Source organism: Bacillus cereus group sp. MG9, from assembly GCF_040459995.1.
Classification (GTDB): domain Bacteria; phylum Bacillota; class Bacilli; order Bacillales; family Bacillaceae_G; genus Bacillus_A; species Bacillus_A mycoides.
Genome location: NZ_JARVHC010000001.1, coordinates 3,117,081 through 3,138,585 on the forward strand (window position 1 = coordinate 3,117,081; position 21,505 = coordinate 3,138,585).

Below are 21,505 nucleotides of genomic sequence, written 5' to 3' on the forward strand. Positions count from 1 at the left end.
TGCGACACAGGTGTGATTTTAGGGGAATCCAATATTTTCTATTCAAATATGATAGAATAGAAATATATCCAAAACGGAGGAACAACAAATGAACTCAAACACAGAACAGTTTATTTATGATATCCAGCAAAGAAAGAACAATTATATAGAAAATGTATTAATAGCCATACAACACCCTAAAAAAGAGCAATCTGAACAGGTCATTCAAAATATAGTAGAGAAGATGGATATGATGATCAGTTTAGTTACTACTTACATGGCTATTGAATCAGAATCTATGAAAGAATTAAAAGAGCTTCAGGAAGAAATTATTCATGCTCAAGCATATATTCAAAAACGAAAATTTGAAGAAATACAGAGATAAAACCCTGTGTTTTTATTTGGTCGTCTATGACGCCAATCTGTTATAAATCAAATTAGATGTAATTTGATCATTGTTTTGGCATAATCCATACAATTTGTTGAATACGTACAATATACGGCACCGTATCTTCAATGAGTGGTAAGTTCACTGGTAATATAAAGTGTATAGACATGAAGGATATAGAAAGTGTGAAAGTTAAGAAAGGTTTGTTTAGGACTAAGATAACTGTCACTTCAACAGGTAACAGGGGAGATATTGTAATTAAAGCAAATAGTTTTACTATAGGCTTATCGAATCAGAAGAAAAACCTAATAAAATTAGAAAAGAAGTATAGTTAAAGATAAGAGACAAATAGATTTTTATTTGAAGAAGGCTTACGCCTACTGATATTCACCTCCCACCTAAAATTGGTGTTTCACACCTTTATATTTTTGAGGAAGGAGTCTTCTGTCAGAAACCGAAAAAAATGAGATACCCCCATTTTTTTCGGTTTTGGAGTATTTCGTTTTCATTAGCTTGATAGTGATGTTTCCGTATCCCCTAAAAATAGAAAAAGAAGATTGAGACATCTCATCTTCTTTTCAGGCAGAGTTAGAGAAAGCATTTTATTGGATAAAATGCTTTCTCTAAGAACTAGCTCTGCAAAAATCGCTGTATTTCTATTTCTGGTAATCCTGTAAGCTTTGCAATGTCTTCTACAGACACACCATTTTTATGCATGCCTCGAATGAGTTGCATCTTTCCTTGCTCAACACCTTGTTCAATTCCCTTTTTAATTCCCTTTTTAATTCCTTGTTGTTCTGCATGAGCAAATTTTGCTGCCTCATCCATTAAGGCCTTTTCTCTTGCTTCATATGCTTGACGGAAAGAAGAATCTTGACTCATACGTTCCCATTTATTCATTGCTTTTTGTAAAATCGGATCTCGGTTGATGGCAATATCCTCCAATGTTTGAGTGAGATGTTCATCTTCATTCGCAGGTAATAATAATAACCAACGAACAAATGAATCTTCCCACGGATTGACTTTCTCTTCGCGCCATTGCTGCATTAACTTTGGAATCTCTACTATATGAACTTCTATATCATCACTTAATAGCTTTTGTTGTTCCTGATTCCAAAGGATGCCTGTTGTATGAAATGCTTCATATTCAGGAAACATCGCAAAGTTTAACAGGTTAATTGTAATCGTTTTATGAAGTGAACTATATGGCATGCCCTTTTGCAATTGAGAAGTGTACAACCTTCCCCAATAATACAAACTGCGTTTAATCATATCATGATTGTTATTCAGCTGTATTTCTACATTTACCTTTGTTCCTATATCTAATGTAGCCGAAATATCTAAAATCGATAATTTATCTTCTTCATGTTCTCGATGTAAATGTGGATTTTCTAACTGTAGGGAAACTTTAGTTTACTTTCACCATCTATCAGTTTATTTCAACATAACATTCCGAGTCTCTAAAAAAAGAGAAGCTAATATTCTTTTACGAATGGCTTCTCTGAAAAAAAATGTTACTCATTTCTTTTTCAAACGAAGTTACACCCACCACATCTGTGAAGGATTTTCTTCAATTAAAATAGATTGAAGATTTTTTGTGGCACGTTTAAATCCTTCTTGAACAGACATGAGTGGATCTTCATGTTCAATACTTACAACATAATCATATCCATATGTACGAAGTGCACTCATCATTTGCGACCATTCTTCTAAGCTATGGCCACAGCCAACAGAACGGAACGTCCAGGCTCTTGTTTCCACTTTATCGTAGGGCTGCATGTCTGTTAAACCATACATATTTACATTCTCTTGATCGATGTAAGTGTCTTTTGCATGAAAGTGATAAATTGCATTTTCTTTCATTAATAACTTAATAGCAGCGACAGGGTCAATTCCTTGCCACCATAAATGACTAGGGTCTAAGTTAGCACCTATCGCATTGCATGTCTCTTCACGTAGTTTTAGTAATGTATATGGAGTATGTACTAAGAAACCACCGTGAAGTTCTAAACCAATTTTCACACCATGTTCTTTTGCAAATTCACCAACTTGTTTCCAATAAGGAATGAGCTTTTCTTCCCATTGCCATTTTAAAATATCATTGTATTCATTTGGCCATGGTGCAACAGGCCAATTCGGGTATTTTGCGCTTTCATGGTCACCTGCTACACCTGAAAAACAATTCACAACAGGTACGTCTAGTAGTGAAGCTAGTTGAATGGTTTTTAACAATGTTTCATGAGATTCTGTTGCAAAAGCAGCATCTGGGGATAACGGATTTCCGTGACAACTAAAAGCGCTAATGATTAAGTCTCTTTTTTGTACATGTTCTATATATGCGCTTCTGGCCTGTTCACTTTCTAATAATACATCTAAGTTACAGTGCGAACCTCCAGGATAACAACCTGTACCAATTTCTACTGCATGCAAACCGGCTGCTTGTACATAATCTAACATTTCTTCAAATTCCATGTGAGAGAAAAGTGTTGTAAATACTCCTAATTTCATTTATCTTCCCGTCCCTTCTTCGTGTGTGTTACTACTTTCGTAAATTGCATCAATAATTTGCGATACTTGCAGCGATTCCTCAGACTTTACAATTAATTCTTCATCGTATAAGCAAGCTTTTACAAAGTTTTCTGCTTGCAAAATTCCAGGATCGCCGTTATTTGCTATCCAAACAGGTTCACTATTTAATATCATATTATGTTTTGTTGTATATAATTCAATTGGAAAAACATTTATTCCACCGTTTACTCCGGAGATACTCAAATATTCTTCATCATTTTTAATATTTGCTGCCCAAGAAGCTTCAAATAACAATGATGCCCCAGTTTCAAACTTTATGTATGCGGTAACATGATCATCAACTTGAAATGTTTTATAATCATATTTCCCCCACATGTTTACTTGATTTGGTAGCTTACTAACGGCATTATAGACACTACCAATGACTTCCGTTTGTTTTGGATTTCCAATTAACCAAAGTGCTAAATCAAGAAGATGACAACCGTAATCTATTAAACTTCCTCCGCCTTGTAATTCTTTATTTGTGAAAACGCCCCAGCCTGGTACTTTTCGGCGACGGAGTGCTTTTACACGAACAACAAGAGGTGTGCCAATCTCACCTATCATCATTTGTTTTGCAACTTGCGATTCTTTCATATAACGATAATGATAAGCAATAGTAAGTTTTTTGCCGCTGTTTTTTGCAGATTCTATCATTTTTTCGCATTCTGCCGCTGTTAAAGCCATCGGTTTTTCGCATAATACATGTTTCCCTGCTTGTAATGCTGCGATAGAAATCTCAGCATGAAACTTATTCGGTGTACAAATACAAACAGCATCAACTTCTTTAAAGACTTCTTCATACGTTTCAAATACATAAGGAATGTTATATGTTTCAGCGATTTGTTTTGCGCGTTCTATGTTTCTATCATGTATAGCCGTAATCGTACAATATTCATGTAACTTTACAAATGCAGGGATATGGCGACCTTGTGCAATTCCTCCGGCCCCTATTATTCCAATGCGTAGTTTCTTCACGTCTTCACCTTTTCTCATAATGGAATTGTAACAATTTGTTTTGTTTCACTAGATTGTATGGCTGCTAAAATGACTTCTAGCGATTTCATTCCTTCTACACCATTAATTAACGGCTCTTTATCAGAAAGGATAGACTCTACAAACTGCTCAATCACATGTGAATTACTTTGACCAACTGCAGCATTCGAATGAATTTTATCAAGCTCATATTTTACAACTTCACCATTTTTATATTGAAGAATGAGTGAGTAAGTTGGATCATCTTCTAAGCGAAGAGTGGCCTTTTCACCATAAATAATTGTTGAATTATCTTCTTTGCTAACGTAAGACCAACTTGCTGCAAGTGATCCGATAATGCCACTTTCGGTTTTCAACATACATACTGCACAATCATCTACATTCGAAAATGTTTTTGCACTCGTCTCAACAAAGGCACCAACTTCCGTAATTTCTTCATTAAGAATATACCGAATTAAATCCGCCTTATGTACACCCAAATCACCCATTGCACCAAGAAACGCTTCATCTTTTTTAAAGAACCAGCTCTCTTTTCCATCTACACTCCAATTTTCAGGACCACTATGACCAAATGCTGTACGGAAGCTATATATTTTTCCGATTTCTCCATTTTCAATCAATTGTTTTGCCTTTTGGTGAGAAGCAACAAAACGCTGGTTATGACCAATCATTAACTTTTTACCACTTTTTTCAGCAGCTTCAATCATCATTTCTGCATCTTTTTTTGACGTCGCCATTGGCTTTTCACATAGTACATGGATACCTGATTGTAAAACAGCGATAGAAATTGATGCATGTAAATTATTTGGTGTACAGACACTAACTGCATCTAACTCTTCACAATTGATAAGCTCGTTATAGTCAGTGTACATATTTACACCATACTTATTGGCAATTTCCTTTGCGCGTTTTTTATTACTGTCACAAACAGCTACAATCTGTACATATGGGTTTGCTTCATATTCTGGTAAATGACGATACTGCGCGATGCTTCCACAGCCAATAACACCTACTTTTAAAATATTCACTATCATATCCTCCTTTTGCTCGATTTGAAATTATTATAGAAATTTTTTCACTGAAAAAATATGCTATATATCGTTATGTTTTTATCAAAAGTTGCCTTTTTCTATAAGAAATAAGGAAACTTACTTATCGCATTTTAATAAAGGTGTTATATTGCTAATAAGGAGGTGTAAACGTCTATGACGGAAGGAGTTTGTAATAAGCTTGCTAAAGCAATTGAAGAAAAGGTTATTTATCAAAATCCATTACTATTTTTAAAGGTATGGGACATTGTTATGGAAACTTCTTATTGTGATCAAATTAAGAGTGCCCCTTGGCATTATCATGAAGAGATTGAGTTTCTAGCAATTATAGAAGGATATTTAGGTATACAAAATAAGGATAAGTATATTGTTCTTGGCCCTGGAGATGTTTTTATTTTAGGGAAATCTGAGTTGCATCGGTCACATAAACCTTCTGCAGGTTCGTTACACTACGTTGTGTTTCAAGTAAATTTAAAACAACACTTTGACCGAAGCATTATACAATATTTACATTGCTTTTCAGAACAAACAAAACCCTTAAATGAGTTAAACTATATTTTTGAACAAAATGAAGTTGTGAAACATGAGGCTTATGCTCTTATTATAGAAATCTTTACAGAATCAAAAATGAAAATGAACGGATATGAAATCGCAATTAGTGCTGCCATTAAGAAATTACTTTTATTACTAGTAAGAAACGACACACATAACATATTAACTTATAGTGAACAAGACGACTTCGCTCGTTTAAAACCAGTACTTGATTATGTAGAAGATCATTTAGGAGAAAAGATAACCGTAACCAAAGCATGTGCATTAATAAATTTAAGCTATCATTATTTCATAAAATACTTTAAAAGAATTATGGGTATTTCCTTTTTAGATTATGTGAATTATAAGCGTATCAAACAAGCTGAAAGTTTATTAATAACAAGTGACCTTAGTATTACAGATGTCGGATGCGAAGTTGGAATTGCAAACATGTCACAGTTTTATAAGTTGTTTAAAAAAGAAAATAATTGTTTACCGAAAAAGTTTAAACAGCGAATACAAAGCAATAAAGAGTGAGGTAAGAACATGAAATATACATGTTCATGCTATAGATTTGAACTACCCTCACTTTCACTTTGTTTAGAAGAGGGGGATTCCTAAGTAAAAAGTTCTATCGAACTCTAATTTATTAGGCTATCTCCACAGTCCTTGCGGTTAGAAGCCTTATCGCTTCATTCTTTAGATTGATACTTGCGTTAATATCCCTATCATGGTGTGTAAGGCAAGAAGGGCAGTCCCATTTACGTAGGTTTAGATTTTTAACGTCTTTGTTTTGATATCCACAACAAGAACATAATTGGCTGGAAGCAAATGTTTTCGATACGACAATGATTTGTTTGCCGTACCATTTCGCTTTATATTCCAACATGGCTCGAAACTGTGACCATGTTACCTCACTAATCGCTTTTGCTAACTTATGATTCTTTAACATATTCGATACTTGCAAATCTTCTATACCGATAACATCGTGGTTTTTGATGATTTCAGTTGAGATTTTGTCCAAGTAATCTTTTCTGGCATTTGCCATGTATTCATGAATTCTAGCTACCTTTACTCGTTGTTTATTCCAGCGAGAAGATCCTTTCATTCTTCTAGAAAGAACACGCTGTGCTTTTACCAACTTCTCTTCTAACGATCGAAAAAACTTCGGATTTTTATAGGTTGTTCCATCTGACAAAATGGCGAAATCTTTTAGTCCCACATCCATTCCAATGTAAGAATTTATTTTCGGAAGTTCTTGTACTTCTGTTTCAACTAACAATGACACAAAGTATCTGCCAGAAGAGTTCCGTCTAACCGTAGCATTTAAAATACGTCCTTTTACTTCACGACTTTTGGCAAATCGAACAAGACCTAGTTTTGGCAATTTTATTTTGTTTCCTACAACGGCAATGTTTTCATTTGTTTGTTTTGTGGTATAAGATTGTATGTTGTTCTTCTTAGATTTGAAACGCGGGGCATTGTTTTGTTTTTTGAAAAGGCGTGTATAAGCATCCGCAAGGTTGCGAACAGACGACTGAATCGCAATACTATCCACTTCTTTTAGCCAAACAAACTCTTTCTTCATGGCAGGAAGTTTGGCAGAGCATGTACCATATGTCAAACCTTTTCCTGTTTCTTTGTATGCATTATCCCATAGAGATAGGAAATGATTGAATACAAAACGAGAACAGCCAATCGTTTTATTGATTAGGGTCGTTTGTGCTTTATTTGGATAGATACGAAATTTATATGCTTTATTGATCATCATTCGTTTCACCCCCATTTCGATATGTATCTATTATACAACAAACGTACATTCGATAGGTAGTGAAGTAACAGTTTATATATGTCGAACAATTAAGATGGCTTCCTGCCATCCCTTATTCGAAGCCAATTCATCCCCCACCTACTCACTTCGCGTTCCTTGAGGAAGGAGTCTTCTTGGCTAAAATGATAAAAAGGTGAAAGAAATTAATCTACTAACCTCCTTTCACCTTCTCTCTAACTCTCTAACGATACCCAATTCTGGTTCAAAAATAAGCCCAAAGAATTAAATAATTCTTTGGGCTTATTTTTAAAGTTAGGAAGCTACATTCTTTCTTCCTATTAATAATTTCACTGAACATGACCATCGACATGTATAGCGACAGACACTTTTCCAAATCCACAGGATTTCAAAGCCTACGTCATGACTCACGTATAGTAACAGGCATCGAAACCATTCATTATTGATGACTGTAAAAAATTTGTCTTTCTCAACCATAAATCTTTTATATTTCAATTAACTTTGCAACAGAAGTTTATAAAGCATATCGAATTATTGATTCACAGCTTTGACTACAAGTGCTGCGTATGCTTCTGCACCTACTTTGGTTAAATGCACACCATCAGGTGCAAAGTAGTCTCTCTTTCCAGCACTTGCTGCATACCAATCGACTAGAGTTACATTCGGATATTTAGATACTGTCACTTTCAATCTCTCATTCACGATTGATTCCCACGGACGTGGTACCCTCGTATTAATAAATATCATTTTACGTTCATTTCCAATTAATTCTATTAATGATACAAGTTGCTCCGTAGTAAAGGCTCCATTTGTGCCTAACCCAATAATGACATAGTTTCCTAAATTCCCTTCATTCTTTAACTGTTCAACTACAGGAATCGCTTTTGACAGCTGGCGACCAATCTGTGCATCAATCCTAATATCAGGAAAAGTATTTTTTAAATATGGAGCAATATCAATCATAACGGAATCGCCTATCGCTGTAATGTTGGGAGAATTTTTAGGTTGCGCAGAATCTACTTCTTTTAATTCTTCTTGATTCTTGGGCGTCTCTTGAATTGGATTTTCCCAAACTGCAACTGGATGTTTCGCTGGTTGTGTTTGTACTGCTTCCACCTTATCTAGTTGAGGATTCTCCTTAGCCTTACTAACTTTTGATAACCCAAAAACGGCTATTGACGAAACGAATACTGCACAAATTAAAGCTAACTTAACACTTAAAGCGACATTTTGAAGTCTTAAATTCTTAAACTGAATATTTCGGAGCGCACCTTGTCGAATTGGTTTTTCAATATATTTCCATGAAACTTGCGCAATCATTATAATTAGAAGAAATTGAAGAATTGCTCTTATTAGTGAAAAATCTCCAACATTTACTTTTGGAGTCGTCAATGTAAGAATCGGATAATGCCAAAGGTATATGCCATACGACCTTATTCCTATCCAACGTAAAGGTCTAAATCGTAAAAATTGAGCGATACGGCTCGCTGGATGAGCAAGATTTGCTACTAACAACGCTGTTGCAATTGATAAGAGAACCATTCCTCCATTGTATAGAAACGGATCATATTGATTCGTCTTCCAAAACATAAGCAAAATAATAATAAGAGCAGTTCCTCCCACTACATCAAGAATGAGACGCGCCTTTGGAATAATTTTATTTGCAAGCCTATTGCTTGGCCAAATTAAGGCAAGTGCTGCTCCAATAAGTAAAGAAAAGGCCCTCGTATCTGTACCATAATAAATTCTACTCGGATCAGCTCCAGGTTCATACAAAATTGCCATCGCTAAAGCTGAAGCAACAGCTCCCAGACAAATCAATAAAATCATACGGGATTGTTTTTTTATGTAGTAAAGTCCTAAACTAATGATAAACGGCCAAACAACATAGAATTGTTCCTCAACTGCTAACGACCAAAAATGATTCAATGGAGAAAGCTGGTCAAAATTATCAAAGTACGATAATTTATGATAAATATACCACCAGTTACTAACATAAAATAACGCCGCTAATGAATCTCCGCGCATTTTTTCAAGTAAAGAACTATGAAAAATCGTAATCCATGCCAACGTTATAACGAGCATAACAAGCATTCCAGGAAGTAATCTCCTTGCCCTACTAAGCCAGAATTTTTTTAAATCAATTCTCTTATTTCTCTTCCACTCCATCGCTAGAATATCTGTAATTAAATAACCTGAAAGTACAAAAAATACAGTAACTCCTAAAAACCCTCCAGGCATCCAATTAAAATTAATATGATACAAAATTACACCTAGTATAGCTAGGCCCCTTAGACTGTCCAATCCAACCATATAACGACTATTTTTTTCAAAAGGTTTAGTCACCCTACAATCACCTCTATTTCTTGGAAATTAGGTAAATAATAGTGGTATAATATGCTATTAATTTCCTAAAATCGTATATTATACCACTATTAAATGCACCATTTGGGAAGGCTCTTTTATTATAATTACATGCACAGTAATCAATACTTTATCATGTTATCTGTTTCTGTTGTAAAAATTTTTAAATTGGGTGTTTTTGCTCATCTCCCCGAAAAAGGGACATTTACTTAATTAAAAAGTACACTTTTTGATACGTTTTTACAGACGTATCAAGGACTGACATTGTGAATATGATCTATAATGAATATATAAAAGATTTCCCATAAAGAAACTTTATAAAAAAGGTCTACTCATTACGAGCAGGCTCTCTATTTTCCTCACCCAGCCTACTTTATTTTAAGCTTCGGCTGCTTCTGTAAACGTTGGTACATAAGTAGAAAATAATAATACTATAAGTCCTATGATTTTCTTCATACTCGCATCTCCTTATCAATTCATTAAAAAACCTTTTAATTACATATTAAGTTTTGATACTACCGAAATAATAAAAAAAGATATGCATAATTACATATTTCTCTTATTGATAGAATGTATGGTTCTGGTGTGAAAAATGATAAGTAAAAAAGAATCAAGGATTCCTAACGGAATCACCTGTTAAGCAGTTAATCCAAACAGCCGGCTCATAAAAATATTCCGATTTTGGACAGACTGATCCTGCAAATCAATTTGTTCTTTTTTGAGCATATGCATGGCTTCAACACCACTCAATATAGCGGCTGATGTTTTGTATGATTTAAATCCCAACATAGAGCGTATACGTTTTTTAATAAAACGATGATCTTGTTCTACTATATTTTTCAAATATTTTATCCTTCGGATTTTGGTGCCCATTGGTATCCTTTTTCTTCCCCCAACTGTTCGATAGCAATTGGATAAGCAGGATTCTTATCGACTGTTATAACACGAGGCTTTGAAACATGAAAAGACTGCAAAGCTTTCTTGAAAAAGCGCTTTGCAGCCTTATGATTTCTAGATTTACTCAAATAAAAGTCAATCGTGTTTCCTTCAGAATCAACGGCACGATATAAATACATCCATTGTCCTTTTATTTTTATGTATGTTTCGTCCACTCTCCATGAGTTATTCATTTGTTTGAGATGACGCCGAATTCATGCTACTGGTAAAATGTGATATGTGTCGTCAAGAACAAGACGCTAAACATCTGAACACGAACCTGTACGGTATGGTGATAGTACCGTAGCTCCCGAACCTATACGGTCTGTCGTGAGAGTGGTGATGACACACCGCAACCTTGCACGTCAGCGATACCAGAAATGGACTTCTCCTTTGGTAGCAAGAACACCACTGATGTTAGTCAGCTTGCCCCTTTAGGGGTGGGGGTGTCAAATAATTCAAACATCATATAGAACCAAGTTTATTTTACTACTTGAACAGATACTGGTTTCCAGCCCTGATTCTCTACCCAATCAATATCAACCTTATATTTTTTATTACTTTGCTTATCTCGTACATTACCGTAGGCTTTATTTTCACCATTATTTCCAATAAAATCAAAAATCAATTGACCCTCTGGAGCATCAACAGCATAAGAAATTGCTTTTTTCATCTCATTCCAATCTACTGTTCCTTCTTTAAATTGCATTGCAGGTTTTGCTCCTTGCTTTGTACCAATTGGCTTCCAAGAAGGATTAGTTTGAGAACCCTTTTCTTGAGATACCGATTTTTCTGCTTTTTGTTTCTCTTCTAACAGTGCTGCTTCTTTCTCTTCATTTTTCTTCTCTTCTAACAGTGCTGCTTCTCTCTCTTCACGTTTCTTCTCTTCTAACAGTGTTGCTTCTCTCTCCTCACGTTCCTTCTCTTCTAACTGCGCTGCTTCTTTCACTTCACGTTTCTTCTCTTCTAACTGCGCTGCTTCTTTCTCTTTATGTTTCTTCTCTTCTATCTTTGTTGCTTTCTTTTCTTGAGCAATTGCTTTCTTTGATGTATCAGAAGGGGAAAACAACTGGTATGTCACTATACCAACTGTCACTAATACCAAAGTAAATGCAATATTAAAAATCACCTTTTTACGACGATTTTGTTGTTTTTCTTGAAACCTGCTTCCTTGTCCCATTTTTTAAACCTCCGAGTTTATTTTCTCTTCTAATCTTTATGCATTATCCTTATAATTCTTAATATTTTCATTAAACAATGGAAATGAATTACAATTCCCATACAAGATTTCATATCATAATAAAATTTGTGTTGTTTCAAGCATCTGACATATGTTATTCAAAAATATTTTAATACATTAAAAATTGATAAGCATCTGTTCGTAAGAAACCTTCAATTTTATTCAAAGGTGATTCCAATTACGTCCACATTAGATCTCCTGTAGAAATCTTTTTAACAATTAAGCCCCTTCTTCCCTTATTTATAATTTTCAAATTAAACTGCCCTCTATGGTACAATAAAGATGTGTTGTTTTCTACTGGGGTATGTCGTAAAATCAAAAGGGATTTTATCTCTTTTACCTTTTTTTCAGAGTAACTTTCACCACTAGGAGACTCTATTATTCCTAATGTAATCTTTAATTCGCTTTCATCAAAAATCCAATCTTTATTAAGTTCCCTTATCTTTTGTATAAAGCTTCTTTTGGTTTTTCCTATATAGATCAATGTTTCATTCTTAGCATATACTCTAGAGATTGCAAATATTCCCTTCTTAAAAGCTTCTTCTCTATTATAAAAATCATTTAAACTATACAATCCATACCATTTAATATGTACTGTTTCTATTAACCTCACCTCATTTTTATGATTAATATTATAATTTCTGAATGTTCAAATTATTATGGATACATAGCCTTGATTACTTGAATTATAAATAGTGCTTTTCAATAATACATTTTATTATTACTAATTTCAATAATGAATATGTACATATTCATTATTGAATGGCTGCAAAAAAACATGGGAATTTAATTCAAGCCCTATATCAAAATGAAAATAAAAAACACCTGTGATATACACAAAGTGCTTTTCTCTTGTCAATTTATCTATTTTCTTTTTATAACCCAAACTCCTTCGAATCGTACTTTTCTAGAGTTTGCTGCAATTCATTTTTTTTCATATGGAATATGTTTATCTGCCTGTACATCTTCAACATTTTCTCCACCTGCTAATAATCTCCTGTACTTAAAAGAGTGCCCTGTTAATAATGGTGTAATTATGTTGTATGGCCCTCCTTTTGTTTGATTACTTGTATCATAAAACAAGTATCTGAAGCTGATATGTGGTCTACTTTACTGATAAAAATAACAAATAAAAAAGGAAACCTGCATGTTCGTTATAGTGATTTTCATGTTATATATACTCATATAAATTTATTAATATGCAATATTACATATTAGGTTCCTCTATCTTCATGATATTGATGTATTTATAATACTTATATCTTCATATTTAGAAAGGAATAAAAAATGAAAAAAATCACATCAACACTATGTATAGCTGGAATGACTTTAACTATTTTAGGAGTAGCTCCTCAAAGTAGTTATGCTCATCTCGATCAAATTGATTTAACTGACAATGATCCTATTACCGCTCGATGGTCTGCAGAAGCTCCGTATCATTCTGATAAAAGTACACATTTATGGATTGCAAAACAAGCTATTGAAATTATGAAAACAGAATCTAATGTTGAAGCAAATAAGCAGGCTGTGGACTTTTTAAATTATCCGCAATATAAAGATCTATTTTCTAAAGGATTATATGATGCAGATTATAATGCAGAGTTTAACGATGGCGGAACAGGAATAGGCGGTGTTTTTAAAGGCGGATGGAAATCTCATTTTTATGACCCTGATACTAAAGAAAATTATAGAGGAGAAACAAATCCAACGGCTCTTACACAAGGCAAGAAATACTTTTATGAATCTGGAGAACATTTAAGAAATAAAGACTATGAAAAAGCTTTCTATTACTTAGGAGTAGCCACGCACTACTTTACAGATGCTACCCAACCTATGCATGCAGCAAATTTTACCGCAATTGATACGAGAGCTATAAAATATCATAGCTACTTTGAAAATTATGTTACAACCATTCAAAATCAATTTGCAGTCAATATTGGAGGGAATTATAACGACTCTCTATCCACACCTGAAGAATGGATTGATTATGCAGCCCGAGTAGCTAAACCTGAAATCCAAAATATTACTAATGATAAAACATTTAAGTATTATAATAGTGGTAAGGCGCAATTGTGGCAAGAAATGGTTACCCCAGCTGTGCAGCGAAGCTTAGGAGAAGCTCAACGCAATACAGCAGGTTTCTTAAATCTTTGGTTTAAAACTTTTACTAAAAATGTGAAAGCTCCAAGTATAGAGACCGCATTAATCTATGATATAGAAGGAAACGTCATAGAAGCAGGGAAAAACTATTATATCGTACCAAGTGAATCTCCTTATCAAGGTCTAACATTTGAATGGTATGTAGCAAATCGTTACGATTATGTTTTACTTGCAAATAATAAGGACAATGCTTTATCTGGTACACCTATAGAATTTGAATTCTACAAAGAAAATGATGCAAAGCTACACCACGGGGAGAGTATATATCTTCGCATGAAGCACTCAAATTACGATCAGTTTCAATATTTAAATTGGTCTAATTATTCTAGTTGGATTCACCTTGCTCAAAAATCTGATAGTTTAGCTGACTTTAAAATTCAAATTAACCCGGATAAACCTACAGAATATAATATTTTTACAGATGACTATCCATTAAATTATAAGAATATAAATGCAGAGAAAAGTTGGATTGTACTAGGGGGAAAAACACAAAAACCTAGCTCATGGAAGTTTGTACCTTTCAGATAACCTAAACACACTCGTTCCTAATCAGAACGAGTGTGTTTTTTGTTTTGAGGTATTTGCTTTTCTTAAGTTCATGGATGTGGGATCACCATACATGTCCATCAACTTAGGGGAAACAATCTTGTTGAATCAGATGTTGACACTCCCACGGCTAAAGCCACAAGCTGACTAACGTCAGTGGAATTCTTGCTACCAAAGGCGAAGTCTATTTCTAGTATCGCTGACGTGTAAGATTGCGGTGTGCCATCACCACTCCGTATCCAGTGCATATAGCAGATACGGCACTCGTTCTATTACCAAACGAGTCAGATTGTGAGTTCTCAAATGTGTTTTAGCGTCTTGTGCTTGACGACTCAATACATTTTACAGAGTAGAAGAATTTGTTACTCCAACCTCATATGTATTCTGTTTTCAGAGAACAAGATTGTTTTAGAGATTTTTACTTGTCTATTATGAAAATTATACCATTTCAAATCCTCGATGTACAGAACGTACATTCGGTGTTTTATTTGTACATCGCATTTGACCTCACTCTCATCCCACCCCTAAAGTGGGTGCTATCGCACCGTAGTGGGCTTTCCCGTTCGGAAAATCTGTAATTGTTGAAGTCTATTGTACGTTGAAAAGGCGGAGTCTCTTTGAAGACTTCGCCGTTGTTTATATAGGGCATGAATGGTCTCGATACCTTTTATTGTACGTGAAGCATGACGAAGATTTTGAAATCCTGCAGATTTAGCAAAACGTCTCTTGACATGCCTATGATCCTGGTCAATAAGATGGATAAAATTTTTGATTCTACAATGGATTGTAGTTTGATAAACCGAGAGACCCTTTAGAATAGAAATCACTTTTGACACAAAACAATGATTTTATATGGTGTAGTTTGAGCTGGTATACTCATTGTTGTAAAACTATAAATAGCTATTAAATTTCGATTTACAAGATTACCTGTAAAGAATTGACCATTTGTTAATAAAATTTGAGTAGAAGGAGAAATATTTAATTTTAATTTTCCATCACTACTCTCCAACTGTTCATTAAAATAGTCTACTTTTACATTTTGATGCGGTGTATATTTTGCCATAACAATCGCTTGAAATTGTGGTGGGAAAATAAGAGGAGCAGGAGCGTTGGCATCGTAAAACCCAGTTACTTTATCTCCTACTACTACCGTTGCATAGTCGATAAAATACGTATTTGGTTTCACTACAAAATTTATTAGATTCCCATAACCATTATCTACAGACATTAATTTATTACATCCTATATCTTCGTTTGACCCTGTTACAAAATCGTTAATCATAGTTATTGTACCATCAAATGATTGAAATTTTTTCATTCAAATACCTCTTTTGTTTATATAATTAAACCTCTATCGTTACTCTATAATTTTTAAAAACATGTAAATGAAATAATCCTTCTCGTATCAATTCCAAAAATAACCCAAAACCTACCGTTCCATCTAAAACCAGCAACAGACCTTGGTCCTACAAAAATTGGGAAATACCAAAATTGTTCACCATTACTAAGCCATATATAAGTATTTCGAAATAAACATAATGAAATTGCTCCTGGATCAACAGCAAATGGTGAAGCTGTTGATTGTTGAGGAATAAATGATGGGGGGGGAGATGTTGGAGCTTGTGAGCTTTGCTGTCCTGGAATACTTGGTACGCCCGGAAAGCCTGGTACACCCGGAAAACCTGGCATTCCAGGTATACCTGGAATCTGAGGACCAGAGAATTGACGATCGAAGTATTGATCATAATTTATATAAGGATAATATATTGACTCATTATACATTTAAAAACCACCTCTTTCTTTTTAAAACCCTCTAAATTATTAATATGTAATGTTGTTCGTATAGGAAGCTTATTCGCTTCCTATACGAACAATATTTTAAACAGGAAAGTATACCTATACCCTTTTTTTTCGGTATGGGGTAATGGAAATTCCAGTGTCATCTTTGCTACTACACCCTGTTACCAATCAAACATGCACAATGTAGAAATGAACCATAAAAATTTCTTCATCGTATGCCTCCCTCTCTTCTTGTTTTTCTTCCCCTACATCATAACGGGATTGGAATCATTATTGGAAAAACGATCGATTTCTATGATTTAGCAAAGATTTATGTATAAATCCATTGCTTAACTCCTCCACTCTTTCAAACGGGCTTTTTATGATATGTATGCAGGATTCCCCCTTACATGTAACGAAACCCCAATAGGGAAACATTCCACTAATTACCATACCCATTTCATACCATTACATTTTGGAGGTTAAACAGGATGAAAAAAAAGAAGTTACAAAAATCAGCACTTTCTTTTACCCTACTCTTTTCTTTAGGTGTTTCTTCTTTTCCGCTTACAACAGCTATTCATGGGGATACACAAGGGGCACAAACTGCAGAAAAGAAACAAGTCTCATTAACGGAGCGTACGTCTTTATTTTTTGCATATCTCCAACAAGGTAAATATGCAGAGGCACTCCAGTTGACGTCTGCAGCTTTTCAATCCAAGTTTACGGCAAACATATTACAAAGCTGGTGGACACAAAGTGGCGGGAGCAGGAATTCAATATTACGGGTAGTACCAGCGAAGCTGCCACTACCCGTAATAAGGTGAAAAGATCATTATCATGGCTAGTGTTGAACACCTTATTAATGTTCACATAAAAAAACGTAGAGGAATCCCCTACGTTTTTCACTCACTCCTATTTTCAATATTTTTCAATGCAAATTTCACTGGAAGTTTCTTTGATTTGATAACTACCAGATAAAAGCTTCCTTGTCTAACTAATCAGCAAAAAAACTTGTAGGAATCATTATCTAGAGTTTTATTTTTCTCTATCGATTTAACCTCTCGACAGCTTCCGCGCTTGTATCTACACGTTTAACGAAAAAAACTAATAGCAGTGCAACAACATTCATGCCAAGCGCTACATAGAATGAATATTGAATTCCCGATAATAAAGCCTTCTGAGTTAATACTGCCTTCGTAGCTTCTGTGAAGGTCGTTGAATCTACATCCGACATTAGACTTTCAGCTTTTGTTGTTGTTACAGAATTCATAATCGTAACAAGAATAGCAGTACCAATCGAACCGGACACTTGTTGAGCTGTATTATTAACAGCCGTACCGTGCGGATTTAAGCGAGTTGGCAATTGATTAAGGCCATTTGTCATAAGTGGCATCATCACCATTGCCATCCCAAACATCCGCAGTGTGTAAATAAGAATAATATGTGTGTGACTAGAGTCAATTTGCAGGTTTGCCAACATATAAGTTGAAACAGCTGTAATGGAAAGTCCTACTATGCCAAGAATCCGAGGGCCATATTTATCAAATAGTTTACCTGTAATTGGTGACATAACCCCCATTATTACCGCACCTGGAAGCATCATCAGCCCAGAGTTCAGCGGCGAAATACCACGGACGTTTTGTACATAAGCTGGTGTTAAAATCATACCCGAAAACATGGCCACCGCGTTGACAATTGCAATTACAGACGCAAGTGCAAACATTGGGTACTTGTAAACACGTAAATCCAATAACGGCTCATTCATTTTTAATTGACGGATAATGAAAGTAATTAGGGCAATAGCGCCTATGATTAAGGTTGTTAAGACAACTTTATTCGTCCAACCATCGGAGCTTGCAGAACTGAATCCATATAACAAACCGCCAAAACCGACAGAAGATAATAGTAATGAGAGATAATCAAGTTTTGCATTTTTGTTTTGCCTCATGACATTCTCAGATTTCCAAATCCCTAACAGTAAACTAATGATTGCTAACGGTAAAATCATTTCAAAAAGCAAACGCCAGTCATAATACTCTACAATATAACCTGATAGTGTCGGTCCAATTGCTGGAGCTGTAATCATAACTAATCCAAAAATCCCCATTGCGGTTCCCCTTTTTTCTCTTGGAAAGCTTACTAGCATAATATTCATTAACAAAGGCCCCATGACTGAAGAACCTGCTGCTTGAACCATCCGGCCAGTAAGTAATAAACCAAAGTTCGGTGCTAAAGCCGCTAAGGCCGTACCAAGAATAAAAATCACCATAGATGTAATAAATAAGCTCCTATTGGAGAAGCGGGTTATTAAAAATGCTGATGCCGGAATTAATATACCACTTACAAGCATATACCCTGTAGAAAGCCACTGGATCGTTGAATAATCTTTAATGTCTAAATCCTTCATTATTGATGGCAAGGCTACATTTAAAAGCGAGTTGTTTAGAAATGAAACAAATGCCCCAATAAAAAGTATTACAAGCATTAAATATGGTGGTTTTCTTTTATGTAATGTTTCACTCATATATTTATTTGCCCCTTCATTATAAATTCATTGATTAGTTTAAATCGTTTGCATATCTGCACAAGAATACATTATCCTTGCAGTATTTTGCCAAACTCTTCGAATGGATATTCTCTTTTTAGCAATTCTATTTGCTCAACATAACATTTTAAAATCTTTTTTATTGATTAAACCTTTATAAACATTTAAATAAGATTTTGAATGTTTATTTAAACACATTTGTTAACCGAAATTAAATTAGGCTGAAATAAACAAAAGGAGCAACTGAAAATACCCTTCTAAAATAAAGTGAAACTTTACTCAGTGGGACTTTTACAGGCAGTCCCCCCTCAAACTTCTTTGCTTTCGCTGAATTTTGAGGGGGGACTGCCCGCAAATAGCGGGATAAATCAACAAGACCACACACCCATTCTTTTAAATACGGGCTTGTAAATCTAGTTATGTAACCATCCATAAAAAGGAATATTACATAGGCTAAGTCTAACATTACATTTTTAAAGTGAGGGGAATAAGCTTATGCACCAATATTGGTATTTGGATTCAAAGGGAATCGGGGGGCAATATAATAACCAAATTTCAATGTCATCATTATATTCACAGCCCCAAATAACTAAAGCTGAGGAAATGAATGGTCTGAAGATTCCTGGGAATTGGAGTTGTCGAGTCTATCCATTTGGTTGGGATTCACCAACCAATTATACGGGTTTCAATCCCCAACCCCCTCCCTTCTCTTGGGGTCAGCCAATCCATTATGCAGGGATGATGCCCCAAGGACATCCTGCTAATTGGATTCCATTACCAGGCCATGCAGGTTTTAATTTTCAAAAACATCCCTTCCCCTGGGCCCAACCATTCAATCATACAGGGATGTTCGCACAAGGTCATCTTGCCGCTTTACTATCGCCGCCAGCCAAGGCTTTTAACTTTAGTACCAATAACTCGGGTGTTTTTGGAAACCCTCCAGGGTGGGGAGGACAGGTAAGTCCCATGGGATGGGGGAATAACGGAGGTAACGGTCAGGCAGGAATGCTTGGAAACTTACTTACAGTAGGAAAAGGCACCATGAATGGAATAGGAATGCTTAGTAGTCTAATCGGTATGGGGAAGTTCTTCTTTTAGTTAATTAGAACGGGAGAATAGGTCCATAGCCCAGACTTAAGAATCATTTCCTTTTCCATTGATTTAATCTTCTCAAACATGCCCCCTCAATGTATTTATTGTATGCTTCCAATACTCCCTCCAAGTTCGTTTCCTCGTCTTTCAAATTATAAAAACATCTGTTACCTTGTATCTGATAAGGGATAGTTGAAGGTGATTGCATCTGTTAGCTTAATAGAGATGTGGTAGCACCAACAAAACGCGAATTTCGTACGCTAAGATTCTTTCAACATAAAGATTGTTGATAACTTGTACGTGTCAGTAATACCATCTAGCTGTAGAGTGCCGAAAAAAAGTGAAGCAAACAAAATATTAATCTCTTTCTCCCTATTTTAGAAAGAGTTGGAGTAGATTACGTAGCTCCTTTCGTATACTTCATATTAACTTCCGCTGGTATAGCAATTATATTAGCAGTTATCTCATTTTGTAGTCGCACCGAAAAGAAAATTTTATCTATTATCGGTTTAACCTTTACGTTATTTAATACAGCAATTATTTTATCTTTCCTTTGGTTCAGTTATCATTTCACTTAAAATACAAATATAATCCGTAACCTAAAAGAAGTATTAGTATTATAGAAATGCTGAGTATCGTGTATATGACCCATCTTAATGTTGTACTCATATAATCACCCCTCTCACGTTTCGATAATTCCATTATATAACAAATGATTCATTGAAAGTTTAGAACATGTTTTAAACCTAAATTAAGCGAAGTAAGGGAAGCCATTTAGCTTCCCTTACTTCGCCTTTAAAGAATAATGAGTAAGCGTGAATAGCTTACTCATCCGGCTTATTAAGTAATCTTTCACTATTTTTTACACAATTGTAATTATAGTGTTTTTTGACATTTGATCATTATAAATTTAAATGGAGGTTTACTTTCCATATTTTTATGCGGTTCAACAATTTCCGTAGTTTCTATCAGTCCATATTTTCCAAAGTCTTGTTTTACCGAGTCAATATCATAGAAATACATTTTTACCCCTTCCATGATCTCGAAGTAGTCTTTACCCAGTTGTTTACCCTTCCCAAACATTGGGGCATCTTTTGAAATAGTAGTAAAAATCATATATCCGTTTGGTTTTAACTGACTATAGCAATCTTTAATAAACTTCTCTCTCTCATCCTTATTCAATAAATGAATAAGTGCATAACAAAATATACCGTCATACAGTTTGTTATCAAAAGGCATATCTGTTACTGAACCATGGAAGAAATCAGCAGTGAGTTCATTTGCCCTCGCCAATTCAATCGCTGTTTTTGAAATTTCAATACCTGTTACATGTATTCCGTTATCAATAAAAACCTTTGCATTTCTACCATATCCAATACCAGGAATCAATATATCCTTCACTTTCTTTTCAAGGAAAAAGTCCTTCGTTAAAATTGCGGAGTCTGAAGGTTCAAATCCCCACATCATTTGATTTTCTATAAAACTCGCTTCCCAAAATTCTGTCATAGTTCAATCTCCTTTATATATATATATCGTTATT

The 21,505-nt window shown here is 34.8% G+C and carries 17 protein-coding genes and 6 pseudogenes; 7 read left to right on the forward strand and 16 right to left on the reverse strand.

The window, feature by feature from the left end:
• Positions 1-88: 88 nt before the first annotated feature.
• Entirely contained in the window at positions 89-364 is a 276-nt protein-coding gene (locus QCI77_RS15950) for a hypothetical protein (RefSeq protein WP_113769978.1), read from the forward strand.
• 128 nt (positions 365-492) lie between these two features.
• Positions 493-702: pseudogene (locus QCI77_RS30955) on the forward strand (PH domain-containing protein); the annotation flags it as partial.
• Positions 703-997: 295 nt separating this feature from the next.
• Here the strand turns inward: QCI77_RS30955 and QCI77_RS15960 are convergent.
• The 4 genes and pseudogenes from QCI77_RS15960 to QCI77_RS15975 all read right to left on the reverse strand — a co-directional run.
• Positions 998-1,774 (reverse strand): annotated as a pseudogene (locus QCI77_RS15960) (Rpn family recombination-promoting nuclease/putative transposase); the annotation flags it as partial.
• Positions 1,775-1,906: 132 nt separating this feature from the next.
• The gene (locus QCI77_RS15965) at positions 1,907-2,875 is read right to left on the reverse strand and encodes a sugar phosphate isomerase/epimerase family protein (RefSeq protein WP_113769976.1); all 969 of its coding nucleotides are present in this window, start codon (positions 2,873-2,875) and stop codon (positions 1,907-1,909) included.
• The gene (locus QCI77_RS15970; protein WP_353825223.1) at positions 2,876-3,931 is read right to left on the reverse strand and encodes a Gfo/Idh/MocA family protein; all 1,056 of its coding nucleotides are present in this window, start codon (positions 3,929-3,931) and stop codon (positions 2,876-2,878) included.
• The gene (locus QCI77_RS15975; RefSeq protein WP_241138476.1) at positions 3,928-4,959 is read right to left on the reverse strand and encodes a Gfo/Idh/MocA family protein; all 1,032 of its coding nucleotides are present in this window, start codon (positions 4,957-4,959) and stop codon (positions 3,928-3,930) included. The genes QCI77_RS15970 and QCI77_RS15975 overlap by 4 nt, the downstream gene beginning before the upstream one ends.
• 177 nt (positions 4,960-5,136) lie before the next feature.
• Between QCI77_RS15975 and QCI77_RS15980 the strand changes: the two genes are divergently transcribed.
• Positions 5,137-6,048: a helix-turn-helix domain-containing protein gene (locus tag QCI77_RS15980; protein ID WP_113769973.1), complete on the forward strand. Its 912-nt coding sequence runs from the start codon at positions 5,137-5,139 to the stop codon at positions 6,046-6,048.
• A 112-nt stretch (positions 6,049-6,160) separates the two neighbouring features.
• On the opposite strand, the gene tnpB is transcribed toward QCI77_RS15980, so the two are convergent.
• The gene (gene tnpB, locus QCI77_RS15985; RefSeq protein WP_353825224.1) at positions 6,161-7,282 is read right to left on the reverse strand and encodes an IS200/IS605 family element RNA-guided endonuclease TnpB; all 1,122 of its coding nucleotides are present in this window, start codon (positions 7,280-7,282) and stop codon (positions 6,161-6,163) included.
• Between the two features lie 337 nt (positions 7,283-7,619).
• Between tnpB and QCI77_RS15990 the strand changes: the two are divergent.
• Positions 7,620-7,740 (forward strand): annotated as a pseudogene (locus tag QCI77_RS15990) (IS6 family transposase); the annotation flags it as partial.
• A gap of 91 nt (positions 7,741-7,831) precedes the next feature.
• Here QCI77_RS15990 and QCI77_RS15995 read toward each other — a convergent pair.
• The 5 genes and pseudogenes from QCI77_RS15995 to QCI77_RS16015 all read right to left on the reverse strand — a co-directional run bounded on the left by QCI77_RS15995 (position 7,832) and on the right by QCI77_RS16015 (position 12,923).
• Positions 7,832-9,646 (reverse strand): acyltransferase family protein, encoded by a 1,815-nt coding sequence (locus QCI77_RS15995; RefSeq protein WP_353825225.1) that lies wholly within the window; start codon positions 9,644-9,646, stop codon positions 7,832-7,834.
• A 654-nt stretch (positions 9,647-10,300) separates the two neighbouring features.
• A pseudogene (locus QCI77_RS16000) lies at positions 10,301-10,815 on the reverse strand (IS6 family transposase); the annotation flags it as partial.
• A 266-nt stretch (positions 10,816-11,081) separates the two neighbouring features.
• Positions 11,082-11,780 carry a YrrS family protein gene (locus QCI77_RS16005; RefSeq protein WP_353825226.1) on the reverse strand — a complete coding sequence of 233 codons (699 nt, stop codon included), beginning with the start codon at positions 11,778-11,780 and terminating at the stop codon, positions 11,082-11,084.
• Positions 11,781-12,018: 238 nt separating this feature from the next.
• Positions 12,019-12,453: a hypothetical protein gene (locus QCI77_RS16010; protein ID WP_002013690.1), complete on the reverse strand. Its 435-nt coding sequence runs from the start codon at positions 12,451-12,453 to the stop codon at positions 12,019-12,021.
• Positions 12,454-12,764: 311 nt separating this feature from the next.
• The gene (locus QCI77_RS16015; protein ID WP_341087674.1) at positions 12,765-12,923 is read right to left on the reverse strand and encodes a histidine kinase; all 159 of its coding nucleotides are present in this window, start codon (positions 12,921-12,923) and stop codon (positions 12,765-12,767) included.
• A gap of 204 nt (positions 12,924-13,127) precedes the next feature.
• Here QCI77_RS16015 and QCI77_RS16020 point away from each other — a divergent pair, with 204 nt between their 5' ends.
• Positions 13,128-14,528, forward strand: a complete 1,401-nt coding sequence (locus QCI77_RS16020) for a zinc dependent phospholipase C family protein (protein ID WP_113769969.1) — start codon at positions 13,128-13,130, stop codon at positions 14,526-14,528.
• A gap of 554 nt (positions 14,529-15,082) precedes the next feature.
• Here the strand turns inward: QCI77_RS16020 and QCI77_RS16025 are convergent.
• From QCI77_RS16025 to QCI77_RS16035, 3 genes and pseudogenes are all read right to left on the reverse strand, one after another.
• A pseudogene (locus tag QCI77_RS16025) lies at positions 15,083-15,346 on the reverse strand (DDE-type integrase/transposase/recombinase); the annotation flags it as partial.
• 23 nt (positions 15,347-15,369) lie between these two features.
• A complete protein-coding gene (locus QCI77_RS16030; protein WP_002013693.1) occupies positions 15,370-15,864 on the reverse strand; it encodes a hypothetical protein in 495 nt (164 codons plus the stop codon).
• Positions 15,865-15,917: 53 nt separating this feature from the next.
• Complete coding sequence (locus QCI77_RS16035; RefSeq protein ID WP_002165437.1) at positions 15,918-16,328, reverse strand: hypothetical protein; 411 nt, start codon at positions 16,326-16,328, stop codon at positions 15,918-15,920.
• 488 nt (positions 16,329-16,816) lie between these two features.
• On the opposite strand from QCI77_RS16035, the pseudogene QCI77_RS16040 reads away from it, so the two are divergent.
• A pseudogene (locus QCI77_RS16040) lies at positions 16,817-17,098 on the forward strand (hydrolase); the annotation flags it as partial.
• A 275-nt stretch (positions 17,099-17,373) separates the two neighbouring features.
• Here the strand turns inward: QCI77_RS16040 and QCI77_RS16045 are convergent.
• Positions 17,374-18,852, reverse strand: a complete 1,479-nt coding sequence (locus QCI77_RS16045) for a DHA2 family efflux MFS transporter permease subunit (protein ID WP_113769966.1) — start codon at positions 18,850-18,852, stop codon at positions 17,374-17,376.
• A gap of 232 nt (positions 18,853-19,084) precedes the next feature.
• A complete protein-coding gene (locus QCI77_RS16050) occupies positions 19,085-19,306 on the reverse strand; it encodes a hypothetical protein (protein WP_353825227.1) in 222 nt (73 codons plus the stop codon).
• Between the two features lie 62 nt (positions 19,307-19,368).
• Here QCI77_RS16050 and QCI77_RS16055 point away from each other — a divergent pair, with 62 nt between their 5' ends.
• Complete coding sequence (locus QCI77_RS16055) at positions 19,369-19,971, forward strand: hypothetical protein (protein WP_353825228.1); 603 nt, start codon at positions 19,369-19,371, stop codon at positions 19,969-19,971.
• Positions 19,972-20,841: 870 nt separating this feature from the next.
• Here QCI77_RS16055 and QCI77_RS16060 read toward each other — a convergent pair.
• The gene (locus QCI77_RS16060) at positions 20,842-21,471 is read right to left on the reverse strand and encodes a class I SAM-dependent methyltransferase (protein WP_353825229.1); all 630 of its coding nucleotides are present in this window, start codon (positions 21,469-21,471) and stop codon (positions 20,842-20,844) included.
• Positions 21,472-21,505 lie beyond the last annotated feature (34 nt).